The sequence below is a fragment of the Lysobacter sp. H23M47 genome, assembly GCF_015209765.1.
GTDB lineage: Bacteria > Pseudomonadota > Gammaproteobacteria > Xanthomonadales > Xanthomonadaceae > Novilysobacter > Novilysobacter avium.
Map to the genome: position 1 here is coordinate 864,781 of NZ_CP063658.1, position 22,075 is coordinate 886,855.

A 22,075-nucleotide genomic window follows, 5' to 3' on the forward strand; every position below is an offset into this window, starting at 1 on the left:
GCCGGCTAATTCGGGTTGACCATTCAAGGTGGGGGCGTGATGAGCAAGGCGCAAGACGGGGAACAGCCGAACGCCGGGCACCAATCTGAATCCCGGCCACGCAAGCGCCGGTGGCTGCGATGGGTGCTCGGGCTGCCCCTGCTCCTGCTGCTCGTCAGCGTGGTCCAGGTGGGTGCACTGCGGTTTTTGGATCCGCCCACCAGCGCTTTCATGCTGGCGCGGCAGATCTCGGCGTGGACCCGCGGCGAGGGAGATTTCCGCCTGTACTACGCGTGGCGAGACCGTGGCCACATATCCTCCAACCTACCGCTGGCGGTGATTGCCTCCGAGGATCAGCGCTTCGCCGACCACCACGGGTTTGATCTGGAAGCGATCCGCAAGGCGCGCGAGATCCACGAGGACGGCGGTCGTTTGCGCGGTGCAAGTACGATCAGCCAGCAAACGGCTAAGAACCTGTTCCTTTGGAGCGGGCGCAGCTGGGTCCGCAAGGGCCTGGAAGCCTGGTACACGGCGCTGGTCGAGCTGATGTGGCCGAAGGCGCGGATCATCGAGGTGTATGTGAACGTCGCCGAGTTCGGCGATGGCGTCTACGGTGCGCAGGCTGCGGCACAGAAATATTTCGGCAAGGACGCAGGCCAGCTGTCGGCGGCCGAGGCCGCGCGCCTGGCCGCGGTGTTGCCGAGCCCGAAGCGCTACAGCGCCGACCGGCCCGGTCCGTATGTCCAGCGCCGGACGCTACAGATCCAGCGGCAAATGCGGCAGATCGGCGGCCAGTCCTACCTCGATCAGTTCGAGTGAGGCACTCGCTGGATGCAGGGACGATGGGCGCAGTTGCCCATTGAGCATCCGGCGGTCGGCTACCATGCCGCGATGACCGTCCCTGCCAGTCCTGACAAGCACCTGACCCTTGTGGTGGCCGCCTTCAACGAGACGGACAGTCTGCCGTTGCTGCAACCCCGCCTGACCGGTGCGCTGGATGGCGTGCTGCACGACCACGGCATCAGCGGCGGGATCCTCTACGTCGACGATGGCAGCAGCGACGGGACATGGGCGGTGATGCAGGCGCTGGCGGCACTTGATGGCCGCGTCTCCCTGCTGCGCCTGTCGCGCAACTTCGGCAAGGAGTTGGCGCTGACCGCAGGCCTGGACCGCGTGGTCCGTGGTGCGGCCCTGATCCTTGACGCCGACGGCCAGGATCCGCCGGAGCTGGCGTCACAGTTCGTCGCGCTTTGGCTGGAGGGCTACGACGACGTCCACGGCACCCGCCTGGCGCGAGAGGGCGAGGGCTGGTTGAAGCGTGCCACGGCCCACGCCTTCTACCGGGTGATGGGGCGACTGTCCAAGACGCCCGTCCCAGCAGACACCGGCGACTTCCGGCTGCTGTCACCGCGCGCGCTGCACGCATTGGGACAGATGCGCGAACGTCACCGCTTCATGAAAGGCCTGTTCGGCTGGGTGGGCTTCAACCGCATCGCGCTGCCCTATCACCGCGGTCCGCGCGCCGCCGGCGAGACCAAGTTCAATTTCTGGCGTTTATGGAACCTTGCGCTGGAAGGCATCACCAGTTTTTCGACGGCGCCCCTGCGGCTGGCGACCTACCTGGGTCTGGCGACCGCTTTGCTGGCCTTCGGCTACGGCTCCTGGGTGATCGGGAAGGCCCTCCTGTGGGGCGACGCGGTGCAGGGCTGGCCGACCATGATGGCGGTGATCCTGTTCCTGGGCGGCGTGCAACTGATCGCCCTGGGACTGATCGGGGAATACCTCGGACGTCTGTACGAGGAGTCCAAGCAGCGCCCGCTCTACCTGGTGGATGCCTGGCAGCCGGCGGCGGGGGTATGCTCGGATCAGGCACCCGATATGGAAGGAGAGCGCCATGCGCAACGTAAGGCATCTGCTGGAAGCCAAATCCCCTGAGGTCTATGCGATCGCCCCGGACGCGCCGATGATCGATGCGATCCGGTTGATGGCGGAGAAGCGGATAGGGGCGCTGCTGGTCATCAAGGACGGCCGTCTGGCCGGAATCGTCTCGGAGCGGGATTACGCCCGCAAGATCATTTTGCAGGGCCGCTCCTCCAAGAGCACCGCGGTCTCCGAGGTGATGACCACCGACCCGCGCACGGTCGGCCTGGAGGATTCCGCGGAGCACTGCATGGCACTGGTGACCGATCAGCGTATCCGCCACCTGCCCGTCGTGGTCAACGACAAGGTTGTGGGGGTGGTGTCCATTGGCGACCTGGTGAAGGCGGTGATCGAGGACCAGCAGCAGGAACTGGTGCAGATGCAGCGCTACATCGAAAGCTGAGCCGCAGCGGCCGCGTCCACGCGGCTGCGCTCACTTGGCGTACTGGCCGCCGCAACCCGCGTCTTCACCCGGCCCAAGCTCCAGGGTGGCCAACAGGGCGGCGGGCGGCGCGATGCTCCCAAGCGCCAGTGCGATGGCCCCGCGCAGTCCCACGCGCTTGAGGTCCGGTCTGATGCCCGGATGCTTGAAGCTGCCGTCCACCAGCAGCGGCGCGCGGAAGGCGAGGATGCTGCGGTCCTTGGGACGCGGGCGGATAATCAAGTCCAGCTGTTCGTTCTTCAGATCTATGGTGCCTTCCCCCAGGAGCATGGTGTCGGTGGTGTCGAAGGCGAACGCGCCGGCGGTCATGGTGCCATCGGCCACCTTGAACTCACCGAAGGCGCAGCGGATCGGAATCAGTCGATCACCGGTCAGCTTGAACTTGATGATCTCGGCGATGTCGATGCCGGCCATTTCCATGAGCATGTTGCTGATCTTGCCGCTGCCCATGCCGATCTCGACCTGACCGTCGCTGCTGCCCAGCATCGCGGCGATCGAGTTGCCATGGCCGGTGAGGTCGACATGGCCGGAGATCTTGCCAATGGCGTTCTGCAGCGACTCCACCTTGGGCAGCATCCGGGACAGGTCCAGCCCGCGCACCTGCATTTTCGCGTGGGTGCGGATATCGGATTCGCGCGCGTCCATCCGCACCGTGGACTGGATCTTGCCGCCCGCGACGCCGAAGTCGAGCGGGTCAAGCACCAGCAGACCCGCATTCAGCGACAGGTGCGTGTTCATGTGCTCCAGCGGCAGGGAAGGTGCGTTGATGCGGTCGGCCTTCAGGCTGACGTCGGCATCCATCGCGCGCATCTTTTCCAGCTTGTAGGGGGTGTCGGGAAGCACGCGCTGGCGGGCTTTCATCTCCGCGGCTTTGGCGGTCAGTTCCGGGTTGCTGGTCTCTCCGGCACCGGTTTGCGGCGCGCCGCCGACCAACCCGGCCAGGTCGTCGAAGTCGAGCCGCTTGGAATGCAGATCGGCCTTCAGCAGCGGACGATCACCGCCAGTGGTGAAGGCTGCGCTGCCGGCAAGGTCGCTGTCGCCCACGGTTCCGCTGAACTTGTCGTAGTGCCAGGTGGTGCTGGATCCCTGGATGTCGCGGGTCAGCCGGCCCTCCAGGGTGTAGGGCGGGGTGGGCGGCAAGGCGACTCCGATCAGCGGATAGAGGTCGTCCAGATTCTTGCCTGACAGGTTGAGCTGGAGATCGAAATCGCGCATGCGAAGAGGGTCCAGCAGCGTCCCGCGTGCGTGGGCCTTGGTCGCGCCGGCCTGGGCGCGCGCGTCGATCTGGTAGGGCGACTCGACATCGCGCAGTTCCAGCGGCGACTCCGCGGTGCCTTCCACGGTGAATTCGTTGCCCCGCCACTGGCCGCCGCCCTTCACCTGGATCGGTGGTGCGTTGCCGGCCTCCTTGGCCGCCGCGCTGGTCACGCCCACCTTGATGTCGGTCTTGTCCGCCTCGTCGAGGAACACCAGCTCGCCACGGGAAATCCATACCCGCCGAAACTCGAGATTACTGTCGCCGCCGCCGCTGTTGCGCAGCTGCCAGTTGCCGCCGCCTTCCGGGTTGGCTTCCAGCGAGACGTGCGGTTGCGCCAGGCGCAGGTGGGGTATGCGCACCTTGCCGCGCAGGAGGCGCAGCAGGTCGATTGACAGCTCCAGCTGCTCGGCGCTGGCCATCTCGGGATCGCGCGCCCACTTGGCGTTCGCGAAGTGCACGTCATCGGCGCGGATTGTCGGCGTCCAGCCCAGGTCGACGTCGAGATCGCCCTTGATCCGGAACTCGCGTCCGGTGCGGTTCTCCACCTGGCGCTCGACCGGCCCCTTGAACCAGTTCCAGTCCCACAGCGCGACCAGCACGATCAGGCCAAGCACGACCACCGCAAGTGCGGTCCACCACGGGTGACGTCGGGGCAGCTGCCACCATTCGTCCGAGCCGGGTGCGCCTCTTGGGCCCGGCTCGGAATGGGGCGGGGTGGAACGCGGGGAATCGGGCATCGACGGGGTCGGGTGGCGTGGGATGGCCCAACCATCCGCACCCCACGGTAAAACGCCGGTGAAATGGCGTCGGCGCGGTTCAGGCCCCGGTGCGCGGTCGGGGCCCGAGCGCCGATGCGATCAGGTGTGGGCCTGCTCGCGGGTGGCCAGGAACTCCACGTCCGGGGCGCGCTCCTGCGCCAGCTGCAGGTTGACCCGCGTGGGCGCCAGATAGACCAGCTGGTCGGCGGCGTCGAGCGCGAGGTGGCTGGCGTTCTTGTCGCGGAACTCCTCCAGCTTGCGTTCGCTGGCGCAGCGGATCCAGCGCGTGGTGGAGATGCTGACCGGCTCGAAAATCGCATCCACGCCGTACTCGGCTTTCAGCCGGTAGGCGACGACCTCGAACTGCAGCACGCCGACCGCGCCCAGGATCAGGTCGTTGCTCATCAGCGGACGGAAGAACTGGGTCGCGCCTTCTTCGCTGAGCTGGGCCAGGCCTTTCTGCAGCTGCTTGAGTTTGAGCGGGTCGCGCAGGCGCGCGCGCCGGAACAGCTCGGGAGCGAAGTTGGGGATGCCGGTGAAGGTGATCGATTCGCCTTCGCTGAAGCTGTCGCCGATCGACACGGTGCCGTGGTTGTGGATGCCCAGCACGTCGCCCGAATAGGCGGTCTCGGCGATTTCGCGGTCGCTGGCCATGAAGGTCAACGCATTGGCCAGCTTGAGCTCCTTGCCGGTGCGCACGTGGAAGGCCTTCATGCCGGCGGTGAACTTGCCCGAACACACGCGCATGAACGCCACCCGGTCGCGGTGTTGCGGGTCCATGTTGGCCTGGATCTTGAACACGAACCCGGTGAGCTTCTCCTCGGTCGGATCGACATCGCGGGTCGTGGTTTCCCGGGGCTGCGGCGCGGGCGCGTTGTTGACGAAGAAGTCCAGCAGCAGCTGCACGCCGAAGTTGTTGACCGCCGAGCCGAAGAACACCGGCGTCTGTTCGCCGGACAGGTACTTCTCGATGTCGAACGGGTGGCTGGCGCCCTGGACCAGCTCCAGCTCGTCGCGCAGTTCGGCCAGCACGGCGGCGCCGATGCGCTGCTCGAACGCGGGATCATCGATCGATTTGAAGATCGTCGAATCCTGGCGGGTGAAATTACGCCCCGGCTCGTACAGGTGCACCTCGCCGGTCAGCAGGTGGACGACGCCCTTCAGGCGCTTGCCCATGCCGATCGGCCACGTCACCGGCGCGCACTGGATGTCGAGCACGCTCTCGACCTCATCGAGCAGCTCGATGGGCTCCTTGCCCTCACGGTCGAGCTTGTTGATGAAGGTCATGATCGGCGTGTTGCGCAGCCGGCAGACCTCCATCAGCTTGATCGTGCGCTCCTCCACGCCCTTCGCGACGTCGATCACCATCAGCGCGGAGTCCACGGCGGTCAGCACGCGGTAGGTGTCCTCGCCGAAGTCCGCGTGGCCCGGGGTGTCGAGCAAATTGACGATGCGCCCGTCGTAGGGGAACTGCATCACCGAGCTGGTCACCGAGATGCCGCGCTCCTGCTCCAGCTTCATCCAGTCCGAGGTGGCGTGGCGGGCGGCCTTGCGGCCTTTCACCGACCCGGCCATCTGGATCGCGCCGCCAAACAGCAACAGCTTTTCGGTCAGCGTGGTCTTGCCGGCATCGGGGTGCGAGATGATCGCGAACGTGCGGCGGCGCAGCGCCTGTTTGGAGACGTCGGATTTGCTGGAGACGTCGGATCTGGATGCGTCGGACATGGGCTTGGCGCGCACGGGCGCGCCGACAGAGCGGAAAGCCGCCAATTATAGGTGCTCAGCGCGCTGCCTATGCGCGAACCGCGGGCGATGGCCAGACGCAACCCCTCCAACCGGATATCAGCATTGTGACCGGGGTCCGGATGGCGCTCTAAAGCCGCCCGGCTTGCAGCCGTTATCTGGCATGGGCGGAGTGACCGCGCGACCTATTGTGGAGAAGGATCAGTGTTGATTGTGATTTCCGGCGGGGATGTCGCCCAGGCGAAGGAACTCGAAACCTCCCTGCGTGAATTTGGATTGGACTGGAGGATTGAATGTGTCCCCGTCAGTGACGCGGATCGCATCCAGTCACTGTCTCCCGACGTGTTCGTCGCCGAGGTGCACCCGCACAGCCCCGCCTTGTTGACACGTTTGCGCACGGACTGCCCGGACACCGTGCGGCTACTGCTGCTGGCGTCCGGCCAATGCGCGGACGCGCTGAGCGCGCTCGACTCGGCCCATCGCGTACTGACCAGACCGCTTGACGCTGGCGAGCTTGTCGACGCGGTGGAGAGCGTGACCGACCTGCGCTCGCTGCTCGACAACGAAGAGCTCAAGCTGACGATCGGTCGGATCGACTCGCTTCCGCCCGCGCCGCGCATGTACATCGAACTGGTGCGCCTGATGCGCAACCCCGACGTCAGCATGGCCGAGATCGCCTACGTGCTCTCCCAGGACCCGGCACTTGCCGCGAAAGTGCTGCGGCTTTGCAACTCGGCGATGTTCTCGGCCGGCCGGGAAATCACCGACATCCGCTCGGCCGTCACCCGCCTGGGGCTGGGCACGCTGCGGCAACTGGTGCTGGCCAGCGAAACCTTCGGGCAATCCGCGGGAGAGAGCGGGATCGATCGGGAAAGCATGCAGACGCGCGCCCTGGCGATCTCCCGTCTGGCGGGCAAGCTGCTCGCCGGACCCAGTGCGGACCTGGCCGTTACTGCCGGACTGCTCGCGGAAGTCGGGCTTCTGCTTCCCGGGATCGTCGACCACCTGGCCACAGACACCGATGAGACGTCCCCGGAATCGCGCCGGGCAGTCCGGGGTATGCCGAGGCGGGCGCCTACCTGTTGGGCCTTTGGGGCCTGCCGACACCGATCGTCGAGGCGGTCGCCCACCAGTTCCGTCCGCGACGCATGCGCTCCACCGGCTTCTGGGTGACCGGCGCGGTCCATGTCGCGTCGGCGCTGGTCAAGGGCATTCCGGTTGATGAGAGCTACCTGCATTCGGTAGGGATGCTGGACAAGCTCCCACAATGGCGCGCGATGGCCGAGCAGATGGATCAGGGGCTGAAGGCGGCTTGAGGCGGGGTAGTGTGGCCGAGGCAGCAGGTGTTGACAGCTCTGAAGCATCGTGGTAACTGGAAAATTCCCATCGGAAGGGTAAACAGCGTGCACGGACGCCGTAGGTTCTTGTTCGCCGAAAGAAAAGGAACTTCTTATGTCCGCAAATGGTTATGCGATGCGGCGGCTTGCTCTCGTTTTTCTTTGCCCATTCGTCCTGGGTTATGCCCACTCCGCTGTTGTGGCCCGAGCCCGAGTTCCGCCGACATACAATGGAACCTTTGTCACATGCAATGCTCCGACTCGATTGGTATCGATAGTTCGTGGCAAAGACAGTACAACGGCTCTCCAAACCATGCCCAGCGGCATCCGCGGAAAAGCCCTCCTGCCGGCGATGGAGAGTGCATTCGATCAGTACTGGGCGGCGGCGGATGGGTCGGCGGCGGTGGTGGCCACGTCCGTGCGATCCCCGGGGCTTATCCACCTGGTAACGTGGACGAACCGCCCGGTAGAGCTGGTGGGTGTGGTTCTGGACGTTGATTTCCAAAAGGATCAAGTGCTGGTCGCGACGGCCTTGGACGGAGACCGGGTACGCGTCCGTATATTGGACAGTCGCAGCGGGGATATTGTCGCAGACTCCATGCTCCATGATTCAATCGGGACCGATATCGGCTATTTTTCGATGCGCCTGACGGAAGACGGTCGGAGTTATTACTACATAAAATTCTCGGACGCGGGAGCTCGTGTAGTTATGATCAGGGATGTGGTTACGGGAGAGGTTGTCGCAACGTCTCCAGCCGGCATCGGTGATGTTGATGACGTATCCATGTTCTCGAAAAAACGTGGCATCCTCGCCGCCGGCGGAAAGGCATATCTGTGGGGGGAAGGGGCCCCGGAGATGGTTCGGCTCGAGCCGGCTATCGGTTGGATCAATGAAATTATCGAGCCCGGTGGAAGCGGGATATATGCGGTGCGGGGGCGCGCCGGATGGGGAGTAATTGACCCGAGGACTGCAGACTGGAAGCTCGTGGTTCCAGGCCTGGCGCAGAACCTGATGGTTGACTCCAGCTATTTGACTCACCTAAGTCTGGTCGGTGAAACACCCACATTGAGTGTTTACGATTTTTCAGGCGTCGATCCAAGGTTGGTACGCCGGATCGGGAGTAGTTCCGCTGTTCAGGGGGAGATCGCCTGTACAAACGCGTTCGGAATGATGATCAGCAGAGATGCCAAATTTAGCTGGCAGAAGGCCTTACCCATAGCGGTTCCGTAAAAGCCGAGTTGATGAGTATCAAGGAACGTACCATGACCGGAAATCATAGAAGTAGATTTTGCGTAGCTGTATCCGTAGCTGGAGTGCTTCTATGCCAAGCCACTGCCGGTGTCGTGGGGCACGCTGGATTGCCACGCTCCGCCAGCGGCGTGGCGATGAGTTGCGATCATCCGTTCAAAACGATCGCGGTTGTCCGCGCGAAGAGCGCTACAACCGTGTTTCAGTCCACACCCAAGGGGATCGCTTGGCAGGTGAAACTCCCACCAATGCAGAGCGATTTTGACCAGTACTGGATGGCCCCGGACGGCGACGGGGCCGTCGTGGCGGTCTCGATGAGCGATGGCGGCCGGGCCTACCTCGTTTCACCCAGTCACAAGCCCGTTGAAGTAGCGGGAGTGTTGAGCGCGGTTGATTTTCAGCCTGGGCTTGTACTCGTCGCCACGGAGGGAGATGCCCCGGGCATTCGCATCCGTGTTTTCGACCGAACAGACGGGGCGGTTGTCGGGGACAGCGTTGTCAAGGATTTTCCGGGCGACGGTTTCAGGCGCTTCCTGTTTCGGCTGACAGGTGACGGGAGGGCTTACTACTACCTGGGTTTAAACAAGACGGGCGGTGAGCTGCCGGTAGTCCGCAACGTGGTGGACGGGACACGCTACCCACTGGGTTTCGTTGTGCCCGGTCAGGTCGAGGACATGGTGCTGCAGTCCCTCGACAGCGGAGTGCTGGCCGTGTCAGGGAACGCATACGTCGTGAAAAACAACCAGGTGTCCAAAGTGCCAGCCAACAGCGCCGTCGGTTGGATAGACCAGGTAATGGAGCCCAACGGTAGCGCCATCCATGCGGTGAAGGGACAGCGGGGATGGGGTGTGGTGAATCCCGAGACCGGGGCCTGGCGGATGTCGGCGCCGGGTGGCGGTCACTTGTACGTCGGGGAAGCTGGCGTGGCGATGATCGACAATTCCAGTCGATCGGTTGGAATGACGAGCTACCAGTTTTCCGGTATGAAGCCCGCGAAAACATGGCCCCGTCGCCAGATATCCGGTGCTGCGCCCGAAATTGCCTGCGTGAACGTGTTCGGCGCCATGACGTACGAGAATGGCGAATTCATTTGGAACCGGTCCTTCTGAACTGATAGGCCTGCCTCGGACAAAAAAATGCCCGCAAATCTGCGGGCATTTTCTTTGCATTTCAGGCATTGGTTCTTCAGGTGGACAGCAACACGCGATTCATTCGCTGCACGAACGCGGCCGGATCGGGCAACGGCGCGCCGGCAGAGATCTCGGCCTGCTCCAGCAACAGGGTTGCAAGATCGGCGGCCTTGGCATCATCGCTTTCGGCCTCGACGCGCTTGAGCAGCGCGTGCTGCGGGTTGATCTCCAGGGTCGGCTTGCTCTCGGGCATCTGCTGGCCGGCTTCGCGCAGCAGGCGGGCGAAGTGCGGGGCCATGTCGAAATCGGCCAGCGCCAGGCAGGACGGCGAGTCGGTCAGTCGCGCCGATACCCGGACATCGCTGACCCGGTCACCGAGCAGGGTCTTCAGCCGGGCGACCAGCGGTTCAGCTGACTTGGCCGCCTCTTCCTGTTTGGCCTTGTCCGCCTCGTCCAGCGGAAGCTCGCCCTTGGCGACGTTCTGCAGCTTCCTGCCGTCGTACTCCGTCAGCGAGCCGAGCATCCACTCGTCGATACGGTCGGACATCAGCAGCACCTCGATGTCCTTGGCCTTGAACGCTTCCAGCTGTGGGCTGCCGAACGCGGCGGCATGGCTTTCCGCGGTGATGTACCAGATGGTGTCCTGGCCGGTCGCCATGCGGCCGATGTAATCGTCCAGCGACACGACCTGCTTGCCGGCCTCGCCCTTGGTGGACGCAAAACGCAGGAGCTTGGCGATGCGCTCGCGGTTGGCGTGGTCCTCGCCGATGCCTTCCTTGAGCGTGTTGCCAAAGGCCTTGTAGAAAGTGGCGAACTTCTCCGGCTCGTCGCGGGCCAGCGTCTCGATCAGGTCGAGCACGCGCTTCACGCAGGCCGACTTGATCCGGTCCAGCTGGCGGTTCTGCTGCAGCAGCTCGCGGCTGACGTTGAGCGGCAGGTCGTCGGCGTCGATCACGCCGCGCACGAAGCGCAGGTAGTTGGGCAGCAGCTCCTCGGCGGCGTCCATGACGAACACGCGCTTGATGTACAGCTTCAGGCCCTTGCGCTCGTCGCGTCCGCCCATCATCAGGTCGAACGGCGGCTGCGAGGGCAGGTAGAGAAGGGTGGTGAAGCTCTGGCTGCCCTCCACGCGGTTGTGGGTCCAGGCCAGCGCATCGTTGAAATCGTGGCCCAGGGACTTGTAGAAGCTCTGGTAGTCCTCGTCGCTGATCTCGCTCTTGGACTTGGTCCACAGCGCCGAGGCGGCGTTGATGGTTTCCCACTCCGGCGCGGCGCTGTCAGCTTTTTTGGTGTCCTCTGAGTCGCCGTCGTCGGAGGCATCGGCCGGCTTCTGCATCCGGATCGGGAAGGCAACGTGGTCCGAATAGCGGCTGATCAGCGAGCGCAGCTTCCAGTCGGCGAGGAATTCGTCCTCATCGGACTTCAGGTGCAGGGTGACGGCGGTGCCGCGCTCGGGCAGCTCGACGGTCTCCAGCGTGTACTCGCCCTTGCCGTCGCTTTCCCACTTCACGCCCTCGCTGGCCGGCGCGTCGGCGCGGCGGCTGAGGACGGTCACCTTGTCGGCGACCACGTAGGCGGAATAGAAGCCCACGCCGAACTGGCCGATCAGGCGCGCATCGGCCTTCTGCTCGTTGCCCATGGCTTCCAGGAACCGGCGCGTGCCCGAGCTGGCGATGGTGCCGATATTGGCAACCGCCTCGTCGCGGCTCATGCCGATGCCGTTGTCGGCGATGGTGATGGTGCGCGCGTCCTTGTCCCAAGTGATGTCGATGTGCAGGTCGCCCTCGCCGGCATTCAGCGCGGGGTTGGCGATCGCCTCGAAGCGCAACTTGTCGCAGGCGTCGGAAGCGTTGGAGATCAGCTCGCGCAGGAAGATCTCCTTGTGCGAGTAGAGCGAGTGCGTCACCAGGTGCAGGACCTGGGCAACCTCGGCTTCGAATTTGCGGGTTTCTGTCGTAGTGCTCATGCGTGGCTGTCCCTTGGCGCAAAACGGTTGACTGCCCTTCAGCTGGGGCGGCGCATGCACTAAATCAAGCCCTCGGGCTGGTTTCCGCGCGTGCGCGCAGCCGTGCGTGCACCGACGTGACAGGGGATGGCGCCGATTGGGCCAGTGCGTATCGTATCCACCATTGAGCCCATCGCGGTCATCGGAGCACACCATGACGCTCTCCGCCGGTCCGTCCCATTCGCGTCGCTGGCGGATAGCAGTCTGTCTGCTGTTGATCGCCGCGACAGCGTGGGGAGCTCTTGCGCTGTGGTATCCGTTGCATCTTGGTCCGGCGGTACGCGGCGTGCTGGTTGCCGGCTGGGTCGCGCTCGGCTTGGCCACACTTTCCGTAGTGTCTCGTCCAGACACGTGGGGTTCCCGCGCCGGCCGAACGTTGCTGGCCCTCTTCGCCGCCGGTTTCGCCCTGGTCCTCGGAAGCTGGCTCTCGCTGACTCCGCAACACGATCGCGAGTGGGCGGATGACGTATCCCGTTTGCTGGCGTCGGAGGTGGCGGGAGACCGGGTAACCCTGCACAACGTGCGCAACTTCGACTGGCGCACCCCGACGGACTACACACCGCGCTGGGAAACGCGTGAGTACGACCTTGCGAAGCTCGTGTCGGCCGACCTGGTGATGTCCTACTGGATGGGACCGGCGATCGCGCACACATTGGTGTCCTTCGGCTTCGAGGATGACAGCCGGGTGGTGTTCTCGCTGGAGATCCGCAAGGAGCGCGACGAGTCGTTCTCGGCGCTGGGCGGGTTGTTCCGCAAGTTCGAGCAGGTGATCGTGGCGGCCGACGAGCGCGATATCGTGCGTGTTCGCAGCAATGTCCGCCGCGAGGACGTCTATCTGTACCGGCTTGATATCCCGCCGGCGCAGTTGCGGCAGGTGTTTCGCGGCTACCTGCAACAGGCGGCTGCATTGCAGCACAGGCCGGCGTTCTACAACACGATGACCAGCAACTGCACCACGATCCTGTTCGTTCTCGCACGGCAGATCGCCCCGGGGCTGCCGCTGGACTACCGCTTGCTGCTGTCGGGCTATTTCGCCCGTTACGCCTATGACCAGCACGCACTGGTCCCAGGCCAGACCATGCAGGCGTTAAGGATGCGCGGACGCATCACCGAACGCGCTCGCGCCGCTGACGACGCCGTCGACTTCTCAGTCCGGATCCGTGAGGGCATACCGGGAATGCGAAGAACAGGCGAAATGGAGCGCACCCGATGAGAATTTCGACTGAACCCGGTTGGAAGGGCACCCTGGCACGGGTGATTTTCGCCTCCGCGCTGCTGCTGTCCATCGCCGGGTGCGCGATGGTCAAGGTCACCTCCCTTGGACCGCGCGACTACATCGCCATGAAGCGCGGCGACGTCCTCAGTTCCGGCAAGCTGGGCGATGTCAGCAAGGAGACCCTGCGGGTGGCAGGCATCGAGCCGGATGAATGCGCCAGGGATGTGCCGGAGTGCACGCAACGCCTCGAGCAGCTAAAGGGCCTGGAGGATGAGCGCCGAATCTCGGCGCTGGCGGAGATCTGGACGCAGCGCGCGATCGGGCTCACCCCCAAGAATCCGCAGGCCATTGACGAAGCCGCGTTGGCTGCGTGGCTGGAGGCGGCGCGCAACGCCTATGCCTATCTGTTCTTTACCGAGCGCAGCCCGGATGAGAGGGTGTTTGAGGACCGCCAGACGCAGGTCCGCGATTACTACAACTACGCCGTGCAGCAGATCGTCACCCAGCTTTTCGCGGGCTGGAAGGCGGATGCCGGGGTCACATTCGGACCGCAGGTGGCCGCGACGGTGGGCGAGTGGCGGATTGAAATGGACGACGAAGGTTTGCGACTGCCGGGCCATACCACCCAGGTGGAGGCCATGGTGCCGGCGTCCACGTTGCGTTTTGCAGGCCTTCGCAGCACCTATCGGCGTGACGGCTTCGGCGCCGAGATGGTCGCCCAGGTGCCGGCGCAGGTGTTGGGTGAGGTGGTCGCGCCGGCGGCCGCATCCGCTGGATCGTACGGCAGGCAGACGTCCGGAGGCGCGCCCGTGACGCCGGGATTCAGCGAAATGCCGTTCGCACCGGTGTCGGTACTGGTGCGCTTTGAGGGCGGCAACCTTGCACAGGTTTTGCACACCCGCAACGCCGTGGTCGAGCCGCACGATCCCTTCCGGGTGACCGGGATCGACATCGGTGGCCAGCCAATCCCGCTGGCAGCCAACTTCACGGCTGGATACGGGCTTTGGCTGGCGCGCTCGGGTTTCGCCGAGCAGGCGCTGCGATCGATGCTGGGGCGGGAGCGCGGCATTGATCGGCCGCACCTGTACCTGATGCAGCCCTACGATCCGCAGCGTCGGATTGTGCTGATGCTGCACGGGCTGGGCAGCAGCCCGGAGGCGTGGGTCAACGTCGCCAACGAGCTGACCGGGGACCGGCAGCTGCGGCAGCGGTACCAGATCTGGCAGGTGTATTACCCGACCAACATGCCGATTGCGTGGAACCAGGCGCAGATCCGCAATCTGATCACGGACACGCTCGCCCAATTCGATCCGGCCGGGGATGCGCCCGCCTCGCAGCACATGGTGCTGATCGGACACAGCATGGGCGGCGTGATTGCCCGCCTGTTGGTGTCCGCCAGCGGCGACCACCTGACCGATACCTTGCTGGACGAGCGTCGACTCAAGGGTGAACACGGCGCACGCCTGCGCCAACGTTTGCAGGCGATGCTGCATTTTCAGCCGCTGCCCAATGTCGACCGGGCGATCTTCATTGCGGCCCCGCATCGGGGTACCCCGGTGGCCAGTGGCCGAGTGGGACGTCTGATCGGCCGACTGGTCCGCTTGCCGGTTACGTTGCTGGAGCAGTTTGGCGAGGCGCTACAGGATCTGGCGGAAGGCCAGGGCGAAGATGCAAGCGTCGCCCGGAGCATTCCCAACAGCATCGACAACCTGCGCGATAGCGATCCATTCGTCCGCGCGGCCGCGGATCTGCCGATCTCACCACGGGTCCGCTACCACACCATCGTCGGGCAGGACGACATGAGCCTGCCCCTGGTCGAATCCAGCGACGGCGTGGTGCCCTACCGCAGCGCCCATCTGCAGGGCGCGCAGTCGGAGGAGGTGGTCCACTCGGGGCACAGCGTGCAGGAGACGCCGCAGGCGATCCTGGAGATCCGCCGCATTCTCCACGAGGAGGCTCTCCAGAATCACTGACTTGGATGGCGTCGACGTTGGCAACGGCAGCGCCCAGGGCGCGCCATCGACAGTGCCGCTCAGTCCGCGCAGGTGCCGAAGATCTTGTCGCCTGCATCCCCCAGCCCGGGCAGGATGTAGCCGCGCTCGTTGAGACGCTCGTCGATGGACGCGGTGTAGATTTCCATATCCGGGTGCGCCGCTTCCGCAGCCCGCAGCCCTTCGGGCGCGGCGACCAGGAACAGTCCCTTGATGCGGGTCGCCCCGGCGGCCTTGAGCATGTCCACCGTGGCGATCAGGGTGCCGCCGGTGGCCAGCATCGGATCAAGGATCAACGCTGTCCGGTCGTGCATGTTGCCGACCAGCTTCTCGTAGTAGGCCACGGCGCCCAGCGTCTCTTCGTTGCGCGCCATGCCGACCACGCTGACCTTGGCGGCCGGGATCAGTTCCAGCACGCCCGGCAGCATGCCGATGCCGGCTCGCAGGATCGGCACCAGGGTGATCTTGCGGCCCTTGATCCGCCGCACGGTAAGCGACGTTCCGGCCCAGCCTTCAATCTCGACCGCCTCGGTTTCCAGGTCCGCCGTGGCCTCGTAGGTCAGCAGGGTGGCCACTTCGGATGACAGCTCGCGGAAGGACTTGGTGCTGTTGTCGGCGCGGCGCATCAGCCCGAGCTTGTGCTGCACCAAGGGGTGGCGGACTTCGACAATCTTCATGTGCGGACCAGTGGCGGGAGTGTTGCAAGTGTGGCCCAAACGACTTCGCCGGATCCACGCGGTTTTGCGCGCAAAAAACACCCGGGTCCGGCCCGGGTGTCTCGTGGTTCCTCAAGCGGGCCGGGTCGGGCCGCGCCTGGCAGTGCGTTATCTGACCTTTTTGTAGACGGTCATGCCGAGCAGGAACAACACAACAGCAATCACGATCGCGGCGATGAACAGGAACTTGGCAATGCCCATCGCTGCGCCGGCCATGCCGCCGAAGCCGAGCACGCCTGCAATCAGGCCGATAACGGCAAATATGATGGCCCACTTGATCATTGGTTGGTCTCCTCGTCGTCGAGCGATTCCGGTGATCCGACCGTCATGGCCGATACCGCCGCTCCCGAAACCAACGCTACCGATGCGGATGTGCGATGCAGGTGAACAGGGGAGCATCCACTCGGCCACGTCTTGCACAGTGCGCGCTTTGCTGCCGGCGGCAAGCGTTTGATCGCACACTCCGTGCGGCTGGCGCTGCTGCGGTCAGGGCAGGCAAAATGTCCGAGCACCCGCAGGGGCGGGTTCGATCGCGTGTAGCGCGCGCCTTTTCCCGCTGCGTGCTGTGCAAAGCGACGCTGGACGTCGGTGGTAATACCGGTGTAAACGCTGCCGTTGCGGCACTCCAGCAGATAGACAAACCAGGCCATGGCCGCAGTGTAGCGGCGGTGACAGCAGAACGAATGTTCATGCGCGGTTGAGCCGTTCGCCCTCAAGCGGCCCTAGACTGATTGCTCATATCCGCTGTGGTCCCACACATGCCTTCGCACTGGCGCATTCCCGCCGTCTTCCTTGCGCTGATGCTCTCCGCCTGCAGTCCGCAGCAGGGCGGGGAGAAGACCAGCGGCGAGGTGATCCAGACCCAGGGAGAGTCGCGTGGCGGGGCCGTATCGGACGCCGAGGTGGTGGCAAACGATCCCTATGTCACTGTCACGACCGACCGCTCAAGCATCGACTGGCAGCCCATGGCGCTGGAAGCCGGGCAGGCGTGGATCAGTTGCGATCACGACTACGTCAATGGCGAGGGCGTGCCGCTGGCGTCGCCGGGTTACACCGAGATCCGCGCGGCACTGGAGCCTTGTGGCGCTGGCGGGCTGATGCGCCTGCGCTACGAGGGCAAGATATCGGCCGAGTTCACCGCCCTGATCGAGCGTACGGTGGAGGTCGCCGACACGCTCGGCATCCACAAACGCATCCTCGACATCGACTCCACCGGGGGCCAGATCGAGGAGGCGATCCGTTCCGGCGACATGATCGGCGCGTCCCGGTGGACCATCTGGGTACGCGAGGATGCGGTCTGCCACAGCTCTTGCGTGCTGGTCCTGGCCGCCGGCGACATGCGCATGATCGCCGGCAAGGTTGGCATCCACAGGATGATCCGGATCAGCTCCAAGGCCACCTCACGCGCGGAGCTGCAGGAAGAACTGCAGGCCGTCCACGCCGATGTCCGCGAGTACCTGCAGCGCAACGGTGTGGCGTTCGCGATCGCCGACCTGATGATGACCGTACCCAACCGCAGCCTGCGCCTGCTCACCGCACAGGAGATGGATCTCTACGGTCTGGACGGGCGTAATGCGGCCGAAGACGATCTGCAGCGCATCGAACTGACCCGTCGCTGCGGGGCGGACTTCGTCCAGCGCAAGGACGCCTTCTTCCGCGCGTTTGACCGCGAGTGCCAGGCGCCGTCGGAGGATGTGGGCAGCATGGGTGACTGCGGTCTGCAGTTGCGCAAACGCTTCGGCTTCCCCGATGCACAATGCCCTTTGCAGAGCCCATTGTCGGAGTTCGACTCTGCGGTAAATGTCTCCATGCGCAACCGCAGCGACACGTCGACCGGCTGAACAACAAACGGCGGCTGATCGCGTCCCTCTCACGGTTTGCCCACGCCTCCTTAATGCCAACCCGCGCACTCTGATCGGCACACGCGCCGCCGGCGCCGGTGAAAAAGGAGGTCTGTCGTGACAGGCAAGAACGTCGGAGATGATCTTAAATCCATGGCCCAGGACGTGGCGGATCTGGGTGCGGGGTACATGCGCATCGGCCGCCGCTGGCTGGAAATGCAGAGGAACCAGGTGGTTGAGGCCTACGACGACATGGGCGAGCGCGAAGGGTCGCCCGCGTCGGATGAATCCCGCGCTCGTCGCGGTGGCCGTGGGCCCCACGGGCGACGCGGTCGTTGGCAGGGCAGGGCAGGAGCTGGACCGGACAGCTATCTGGACGACACCCAGGGCCCGGGCTACGCCGAACCGGGCAGGACCCAGCCGCCCTTCGGCGGTACGGCCGCCGGCGATGATTCCGACTTCCTGCCGCCGGGGAATCAGACCTATGGGCGCTCGAGTTACCGCGGCGTTGGCCCGAAAAACTACACGCGCTCGGATCAGCGCATCACCGAGGATCTATGTGAGAGCCTCACCCGCTGCAGGCATGTTGATCCCAGCGACGTATCGGTCAATGTCTCCGGTGGGGTTGTCACCCTGACGGGCACCGTGCGCGAGCGCTGGATGAAACACCGGATCGAGGACCTGGCGGCGGCATGCGATGGCGTGCGCAGCGTCGAGAACAAGATCCAGGTGCCCTCGGCGGAACGCGCTTCGGAGGGTGTCTCCGCGGGTGATACCACGCTGCCCGATACGGACGTCTAGATCGCAGGAGCTAACACGAGGACCTCGACCCCTTCCAGGGTGACCACCTGGCCGGGTCGAATTTTGCAGGTCTTGCGAAGTTCGACCTTTCCGTCGACAGCCACCGCGCCGCTGGCCACGATCTGCTTGCCAATGCCGCCGCTGTCGCAAAGGCCGACCAGCTTCAACAGCTGGTTCAGTTCCACATACTCGTGACCGTCATCGAGTGCGAATTCCAGTGATTCCATCGGGGCGGTCGCTGCGGAAGGGTGGGTCAGGGTCGCAGTGGCTTGAACAGGACGCAAGCCGGGATGAACCGTGAATCGCGGATGCAGCGCTGCAACCTGCGATCATGGCGCAATGACCAGCAACGACCACGAGCACTCCTTCGCCACCCTCGATCTCTCCGCCCAGCTTTTGCAGGGTGTCGAAGCGCTGGGCTATACCAAGCTCACTCCGGTACAGGCGCAGGCCTTGCCCGCAATCCTGGAGGGGCGCGACGTCATTGCGCGGGCCCCGACCGGAAGCGGCAAGACCGCGGCGTTCGGACTCGGTGTCCTCAGCCGGGTGGATGCGACCCGGATCCAGACCCAGGCACTGGTGCTTTGTCCGACCCGTGAGCTCGCCGACCAGGTCGGACGGCAGCTGCGGAAGCTGGCGCTGGGTATTCCCAACCTGAAGCTGTCGGTGCTGTGCGGCGGGATGCCGCTCGCGCCCCAGCTGGCGTCGCTGGCCACCCACGATCCCCAGGTCGTGGTCGGCACGCCGGGGCGGATCCAGGAGCTGCTGCGCAAGAAGGCGCTGCACCTTCGTGGCGTGCATACGCTGGTGCTGGATGAGGCGGACCGGATGCTGGACATGGGCTTCGAGGACCAGATCCGCGAGATTGTCGGCAAGCTTCCCGTCGATCGGCAGGGACTGATGTTCTCGGCCACGTTTCCCGATGCCATCCGCACGCTGGCCGGGACGATGCTGCGCACGCCGCTGCAGGTTACCGTCGAATCGGCGGAAAGCCCGACCCGCATCCGCCAGCTGTTCTATGAAGTCGAGCCCGGACGCAAGACGCCGCTGCTGGCCGCGCTGCTGCTGCAGTTCCGCCCGGAATCGTGCGTGGTGTTCTGCAATATGCGTCGCGACACCGAGGAGGTCGTGGCTTCGCTCGCCCACTACGGCTTCACGGCGCTGGCGCTGCACGGCGACATGGAGCAGCGCGACCGCGACGAGATCCTGCTGCGCTTTGCCAACCGCAGTTGCAGCGTGCTGGTCGCCAGTGACGTCGCCGCGCGGGGGCTGGATGTCGAGGACCTGGCCGCGGTGGTCAATTACGAGCTCCCGACGGACGCGGATACCTACGTGCACCGCATCGGTCGCACCGGCCGCGCCGGTCGGGAAGGGCTGGCGCTGAGCCTTTGTTCCCCCGCGGAAGTGTCGCGCGCCGACATGATCGCCCTGCATACCGGCACGCCGCTGGAATGGATGCGCGCCACGCCGCTTGCCGGCAAGGCGACTGGTGTCGCTCCGGCGGCGATGGTCACCTTGCGCATCGACGGCGGCAAGACCGACAAGCTGCGCCCGGGCGACATCGTCGGCGCGCTGACCGGAGATGCGGGCCTGCCGTCCTCGGCGATCGGCAAGATCGACGTGTTCGCCAGGCGCTCCTATGTCGCCGTCGCCCGCGGCAAGGCCGACGCGGCGCTGGCACGCCTGCGCGAAGGCAGGATCAAGAACCGGCGCTTCCGCATCCAGCGCATCTGATCCCGGGGCTAATCGACGACGATCTTCGACTCGGCGGTGGCCAGCATCTCCGGATGTCCACCGCGACGCGGTTTGCCCAGCAGCGGATAGATGAAGACCGCGATCAGGATGATCGCCACCCCGAGGTAGAACTGCAGGCTCAGCTCGTGCTGCTCTCCCAGCAGGAGGATGGCGAGCGCGATGGCGTACACGGGTTCCAGATTGACCGCCAGCTGCGCCGAAAACGCGCTCATGTGGCGCAGGGCCGCCAGTGACAGCGCGAAAGGCAACAGCGTGCAGCCCAGCGCCAGCACCAGCAGCCAGCCGATGTCGCGCGCGCTGGGCAAAGTGAGCAGATCGGTATCGCCAAGGACTGGCAGGACATAAGGAAGCACGGGTGCCAGCAGGGTCAGCGCCAGGGTTCCCGCGCCCAGTTCCAGCGCGGTCACGGTCAGCGGATCAGCATGTTCGACAAGGCGCTTGTTGAGCGAACCGAACAGCGCCACCAGCAGCGCCGACACGGCGCCGACGACAATCCCGATGCGCATGCCGTCGGGCACGCCGCCAACGACCAGCGCGACACCCGGCAGGACGGCCACGCCGAGCATGAAGTCGCGCCGCGAGAACCGGCTGCGCGCCAGCCACGGTTCAACCAGCGCAGTGAACACGGTGGCCAGCGCGATGCAGGTCGCGCCGATGGAGGCGTTGGACAGCTTGATCGCGGCGTAGAAGGTCAGCCAGTGAAGTGCCACCAAAACGCCGATGCCGGCGTAGGCCCACAGCAGCCGTGCGGGCATCGCGCGCAGTCCGCGCCACACCCGCGGCACCAGCGCCAGCGCTGCCGTGACCATCAGCATCCGCCACCACACCAGAGGCAGCGCGGCGAGCGTGATCACCTTGCCGAGGATGGCCGTGAAGCCCCACAACAGGACGCAGAAGTGGATCTGCAGGAAGGCTTTGTTGGTAGGGGTCATGGCGTTCGGCCGGATCAGCCGCCCATTGTGCGCAATGGCGTTCGCCAAAGGCGAGCATTATTTGCTTGCGTCCGGCGCTCCGCGTGCCCGGGTGACAGGCGATGCGTCTAGTGGACGTTCCGGCTGGCGCGCTCACCGGCGTCGGCGCTCGAACGCCACGGGTCATAACTGGCGAACCACCACATATGGCCTTCGATATCGAGGCAACCATAACCGCGCCCGCCGTATTCCTGATCGGCGATATCGCGGATGATTTCCGCACCGGCGGCCACGGCGCGGGCGTAATGCGCGTCCGGATCCTGCACGATCACGGAGGTGGTCTGGGTCTCGCGGCCGCCGATCTGGTCGGGCTGGACCATCCGCCGCTGCCAGCGATCCACCGGCTTGCCAGGAACGAGTTCGTCGCGCGCCGAGCCCAGCATCACCATGCCACCCTCCAGCACTAGCTGCGCATGGTGGACGATGCGTTCGTCGGCGTGGACCGTCAGGCGCTCGAAACCGAACGCTTCACACAGCCAGTCGATCGCGACGTGGGCGTTGCGGTACTGCAGGCACGGAATGATGGTGCTGTTGGGCATGGGACTACTCCCCGATGCCGGACTCGTTGCTTTCGAATTCGGCCAGGACATCCAGCTTGAAAGCGAGGGCTTCGACCGTCTCGCGGACACGCTCGGCGGCAGCGTCGTCAGGCGCTTCGACCTCGATCACGCGCATGCCTGGGCCTTCGTCTTCAGACAGGCCGGCGGAGCTGGAGTCGGGGTCGTCCATGTGCGGCATGAGGTCCTGGATTTCCTCCACCCGCTCTATACCGGGGAGGCTTGTCAGCAGGTCGCGGATGGCACGGCCGGCATCGTCACTGCCGGTAATCCTGATGCGTATCTGTGGCATGGAATGAACCTTTGGGGGGAAGGTCGACTCAGGCTAGGCAGCGCACGCGCAAAAGCACGTGACGGACGCGCGCTACCAGCACCAGGCATTCATCCATTGCCGGCGTGCATTCGC

Annotated in this window: 21 protein-coding genes and 1 pseudogene; 12 read left to right on the plus strand and 10 right to left on the minus strand. The window is 64.9% G+C overall.

The annotated features are described in order from the left end of the window. The first annotated feature begins 39 nt into the window (after window positions 1–39). The 3 genes from mtgA (at window position 40) to INQ43_RS03865 (ending at window position 2,302) form a co-directional block, all read left to right on the plus strand. On the plus strand, window positions 40–798 hold the full coding sequence (gene mtgA / locus INQ43_RS03855; protein ID WP_194037160.1) for a monofunctional biosynthetic peptidoglycan transglycosylase: 759 nt from the start codon (window positions 40–42) through the stop codon (window positions 796–798). Between the two features lie 72 nt (window positions 799–870). Continuing rightward, on the plus strand, window positions 871–1,914 hold the full coding sequence (locus tag INQ43_RS03860) for a glycosyltransferase family 2 protein (protein WP_194037555.1): 1,044 nt from the start codon (window positions 871–873) through the stop codon (window positions 1,912–1,914). Next, window positions 1,874–2,302, plus strand: a complete 429-nt coding sequence (locus tag INQ43_RS03865; RefSeq protein WP_194037161.1) for a CBS domain-containing protein — start codon at window positions 1,874–1,876, stop codon at window positions 2,300–2,302. The genes INQ43_RS03860 and INQ43_RS03865 overlap by 41 nt, the downstream gene beginning before the upstream one ends. Before the next feature lie 30 nt (window positions 2,303–2,332). Here the strand turns inward: INQ43_RS03865 and INQ43_RS03870 are convergent, their stop codons facing one another. Both INQ43_RS03870 and INQ43_RS03875 read right to left on the minus strand, forming a co-directional pair. Further along, window positions 2,333–4,336 (minus strand): AsmA family protein, encoded by a 2,004-nt coding sequence (locus INQ43_RS03870; RefSeq protein ID WP_194037162.1) that lies wholly within the window; start codon window positions 4,334–4,336, stop codon window positions 2,333–2,335. Window positions 4,337–4,456: 120 nt separating this feature from the next. Beyond that, on the minus strand, window positions 4,457–6,082 hold the full coding sequence (locus INQ43_RS03875; RefSeq protein ID WP_194035183.1) for a peptide chain release factor 3: 1,626 nt from the start codon (window positions 6,080–6,082) through the stop codon (window positions 4,457–4,459). Window positions 6,083–6,304: 222 nt separating this feature from the next. On the opposite strand from INQ43_RS03875, the gene INQ43_RS03880 reads away from it, so the two are divergent. The 4 genes from INQ43_RS03880 to INQ43_RS03890 all read left to right on the plus strand — a co-directional run bounded on the left by INQ43_RS03880 (window position 6,305) and on the right by INQ43_RS03890 (window position 9,795). Further along, the gene (locus INQ43_RS03880; protein WP_228062611.1) at window positions 6,305–7,273 is read left to right on the plus strand and encodes an HDOD domain-containing protein; all 969 of its coding nucleotides are present in this window, start codon (window positions 6,305–6,307) and stop codon (window positions 7,271–7,273) included. Next, window positions 7,249–7,416 carry a hypothetical protein gene (locus INQ43_RS12865; RefSeq protein WP_228062612.1) on the plus strand — a complete coding sequence of 56 codons (168 nt, stop codon included), beginning with the start codon at window positions 7,249–7,251 and terminating at the stop codon, window positions 7,414–7,416. Before INQ43_RS03880 ends, INQ43_RS12865 begins: the two co-directional genes overlap by 25 nt. Window positions 7,417–7,750: 334 nt before the next feature. After that, on the plus strand, window positions 7,751–8,668 hold the full coding sequence (locus INQ43_RS03885; RefSeq protein WP_194037163.1) for a hypothetical protein: 918 nt from the start codon (window positions 7,751–7,753) through the stop codon (window positions 8,666–8,668). A 128-nt stretch (window positions 8,669–8,796) separates the two neighbouring features. Further along, on the plus strand, window positions 8,797–9,795 hold the full coding sequence (locus INQ43_RS03890) for a hypothetical protein (protein WP_194037164.1): 999 nt from the start codon (window positions 8,797–8,799) through the stop codon (window positions 9,793–9,795). Between the two features lie 76 nt (window positions 9,796–9,871). Here INQ43_RS03890 and htpG read toward each other — a convergent pair whose 3' ends face one another. After that, a complete protein-coding gene (htpG, locus tag INQ43_RS03895; protein WP_194037165.1) occupies window positions 9,872–11,782 on the minus strand; it encodes a molecular chaperone HtpG in 1,911 nt (636 codons plus the stop codon). Window positions 11,783–11,975: 193 nt separating this feature from the next. Between htpG and INQ43_RS03900 the strand changes: the two genes are divergently transcribed. Together INQ43_RS03900 and INQ43_RS03905 are read left to right on the plus strand one after the other, a co-directional pair. Beyond that, window positions 11,976–13,034, plus strand: a complete 1,059-nt coding sequence (locus INQ43_RS03900; RefSeq protein WP_194037166.1) for a DUF4105 domain-containing protein — start codon at window positions 11,976–11,978, stop codon at window positions 13,032–13,034. Between the two features lie 86 nt (window positions 13,035–13,120). Then, window positions 13,121–15,010 carry an alpha/beta hydrolase gene (locus INQ43_RS03905; RefSeq protein ID WP_228062661.1) on the plus strand — a complete coding sequence of 630 codons (1,890 nt, stop codon included), beginning with the start codon at window positions 13,121–13,123 and terminating at the stop codon, window positions 15,008–15,010. A gap of 59 nt (window positions 15,011–15,069) precedes the next feature. On the opposite strand, the gene upp is transcribed toward INQ43_RS03905, so the two are convergent. From upp to INQ43_RS12870, 3 genes and pseudogenes are all read right to left on the minus strand, one after another. After that, the gene (gene upp / locus INQ43_RS03910) at window positions 15,070–15,705 is read right to left on the minus strand and encodes a uracil phosphoribosyltransferase (RefSeq protein ID WP_194037168.1); all 636 of its coding nucleotides are present in this window, start codon (window positions 15,703–15,705) and stop codon (window positions 15,070–15,072) included. Window positions 15,706–15,852: 147 nt separating this feature from the next. Beyond that, window positions 15,853–16,026, minus strand: a complete 174-nt coding sequence (locus INQ43_RS03915) for a DUF1328 domain-containing protein (RefSeq protein WP_043957803.1) — start codon at window positions 16,024–16,026, stop codon at window positions 15,853–15,855. 140 nt (window positions 16,027–16,166) lie between these two features. Then, a pseudogene (locus INQ43_RS12870) lies at window positions 16,167–16,394 on the minus strand (GIY-YIG nuclease family protein); the annotation flags it as partial. Between the two features lie 108 nt (window positions 16,395–16,502). Between INQ43_RS12870 and INQ43_RS03925 the strand changes: the two are divergent. Then, window positions 16,503–17,585 carry a hypothetical protein gene (locus INQ43_RS03925; RefSeq protein ID WP_194035189.1) on the plus strand — a complete coding sequence of 361 codons (1,083 nt, stop codon included), beginning with the start codon at window positions 16,503–16,505 and terminating at the stop codon, window positions 17,583–17,585. Window positions 17,586–17,702: 117 nt separating this feature from the next. Beyond that, on the plus strand, window positions 17,703–18,386 hold the full coding sequence (locus INQ43_RS03930) for a BON domain-containing protein (protein ID WP_194037170.1): 684 nt from the start codon (window positions 17,703–17,705) through the stop codon (window positions 18,384–18,386). On the opposite strand, the gene INQ43_RS03935 is transcribed toward INQ43_RS03930, so the two are convergent. Next, window positions 18,383–18,613, minus strand: a complete 231-nt coding sequence (locus INQ43_RS03935; RefSeq protein ID WP_194035191.1) for an RNA-binding S4 domain-containing protein — start codon at window positions 18,611–18,613, stop codon at window positions 18,383–18,385. The two genes, INQ43_RS03930 and INQ43_RS03935, sit on opposite strands and share 4 nt — an antisense overlap. Window positions 18,614–18,725: 112 nt before the next feature. Here INQ43_RS03935 and dbpA point away from each other — a divergent pair, with 112 nt between their 5' ends. Next, on the plus strand, window positions 18,726–20,120 hold the full coding sequence (gene dbpA / locus INQ43_RS03940; protein WP_194037171.1) for an ATP-dependent RNA helicase DbpA: 1,395 nt from the start codon (window positions 18,726–18,728) through the stop codon (window positions 20,118–20,120). An 8-nt stretch (window positions 20,121–20,128) separates the two neighbouring features. On the opposite strand, the gene INQ43_RS03945 is transcribed toward dbpA, so the two are convergent. The 3 genes from INQ43_RS03945 to INQ43_RS03955 all read right to left on the minus strand — a co-directional run bounded on the left by INQ43_RS03945 (window position 20,129) and on the right by INQ43_RS03955 (window position 21,961). Further along, on the minus strand, window positions 20,129–21,073 hold the full coding sequence (locus tag INQ43_RS03945; RefSeq protein WP_194037172.1) for a DMT family transporter: 945 nt from the start codon (window positions 21,071–21,073) through the stop codon (window positions 20,129–20,131). Between the two features lie 107 nt (window positions 21,074–21,180). Then, window positions 21,181–21,651, minus strand: coding sequence for a VOC family protein (locus INQ43_RS03950; RefSeq protein WP_194037173.1), 471 nt, complete (start codon window positions 21,649–21,651; stop codon window positions 21,181–21,183). 4 nt (window positions 21,652–21,655) lie between these two features. Then, window positions 21,656–21,961 (minus strand): hypothetical protein, encoded by a 306-nt coding sequence (locus INQ43_RS03955; RefSeq protein ID WP_194035195.1) that lies wholly within the window; start codon window positions 21,959–21,961, stop codon window positions 21,656–21,658. Window positions 21,962–22,075: the final 114 nt, after the last annotated feature.

Bases quoted from the DNA above. Each gene is read 5' to 3' on its own strand.
- mtgA (WP_194037160.1), top strand. From the start codon at position 40: ATGAGCAAGGCGCAAGACGGGGAACAGCCGAACGCCGGGCACCAATCT.
- INQ43_RS03860 (WP_194037555.1), top strand. From the start codon at position 871: ATGACCGTCCCTGCCAGTCCTGACAAGCACCTGACCCTTGTGGTGGCC.
- INQ43_RS03865 (WP_194037161.1), top strand. From the start codon at position 1,874: ATGCGCAACGTAAGGCATCTGCTGGAAGCCAAATCCCCTGAGGTCTAT.
- INQ43_RS03870 (WP_194037162.1), bottom strand. From the start codon at position 4,336: ATGCCCGATTCCCCGCGTTCCACCCCGCCCCATTCCGAGCCGGGCCCA.
- INQ43_RS03875 (WP_194035183.1), bottom strand. From the start codon at position 6,082: ATGTCCGACGCATCCAGATCCGACGTCTCCAGCAAATCCGACGTCTCC.
- INQ43_RS12865 (WP_228062612.1), top strand. From the start codon at position 7,249: ATGCGCTCCACCGGCTTCTGGGTGACCGGCGCGGTCCATGTCGCGTCG.
- INQ43_RS03885 (WP_194037163.1), top strand. From the start codon at position 7,751: ATGCCCAGCGGCATCCGCGGAAAAGCCCTCCTGCCGGCGATGGAGAGT.
- htpG (WP_194037165.1), bottom strand. From the start codon at position 11,782: ATGAGCACTACGACAGAAACCCGCAAATTCGAAGCCGAGGTTGCCCAG.
- INQ43_RS03900 (WP_194037166.1), top strand. From the start codon at position 11,976: ATGACGCTCTCCGCCGGTCCGTCCCATTCGCGTCGCTGGCGGATAGCA.
- INQ43_RS03905 (WP_228062661.1), top strand. From the start codon at position 13,121: ATGGTCAAGGTCACCTCCCTTGGACCGCGCGACTACATCGCCATGAAG.
- upp (WP_194037168.1), bottom strand. From the start codon at position 15,705: ATGAAGATTGTCGAAGTCCGCCACCCCTTGGTGCAGCACAAGCTCGGG.
- INQ43_RS03915 (WP_043957803.1), bottom strand. From the start codon at position 16,026: ATGATCAAGTGGGCCATCATATTTGCCGTTATCGGCCTGATTGCAGGC.
- INQ43_RS03925 (WP_194035189.1), top strand. From the start codon at position 16,503: ATGCCTTCGCACTGGCGCATTCCCGCCGTCTTCCTTGCGCTGATGCTC.
- INQ43_RS03935 (WP_194035191.1), bottom strand. From the start codon at position 18,613: ATGGAATCACTGGAATTCGCACTCGATGACGGTCACGAGTATGTGGAA.
- dbpA (WP_194037171.1), top strand. From the start codon at position 18,726: ATGACCAGCAACGACCACGAGCACTCCTTCGCCACCCTCGATCTCTCC.
- INQ43_RS03945 (WP_194037172.1), bottom strand. From the start codon at position 21,073: ATGACCCCTACCAACAAAGCCTTCCTGCAGATCCACTTCTGCGTCCTG.
- INQ43_RS03950 (WP_194037173.1), bottom strand. From the start codon at position 21,651: ATGCCCAACAGCACCATCATTCCGTGCCTGCAGTACCGCAACGCCCAC.
- INQ43_RS03955 (WP_194035195.1), bottom strand. From the start codon at position 21,961: ATGCCACAGATACGCATCAGGATTACCGGCAGTGACGATGCCGGCCGT.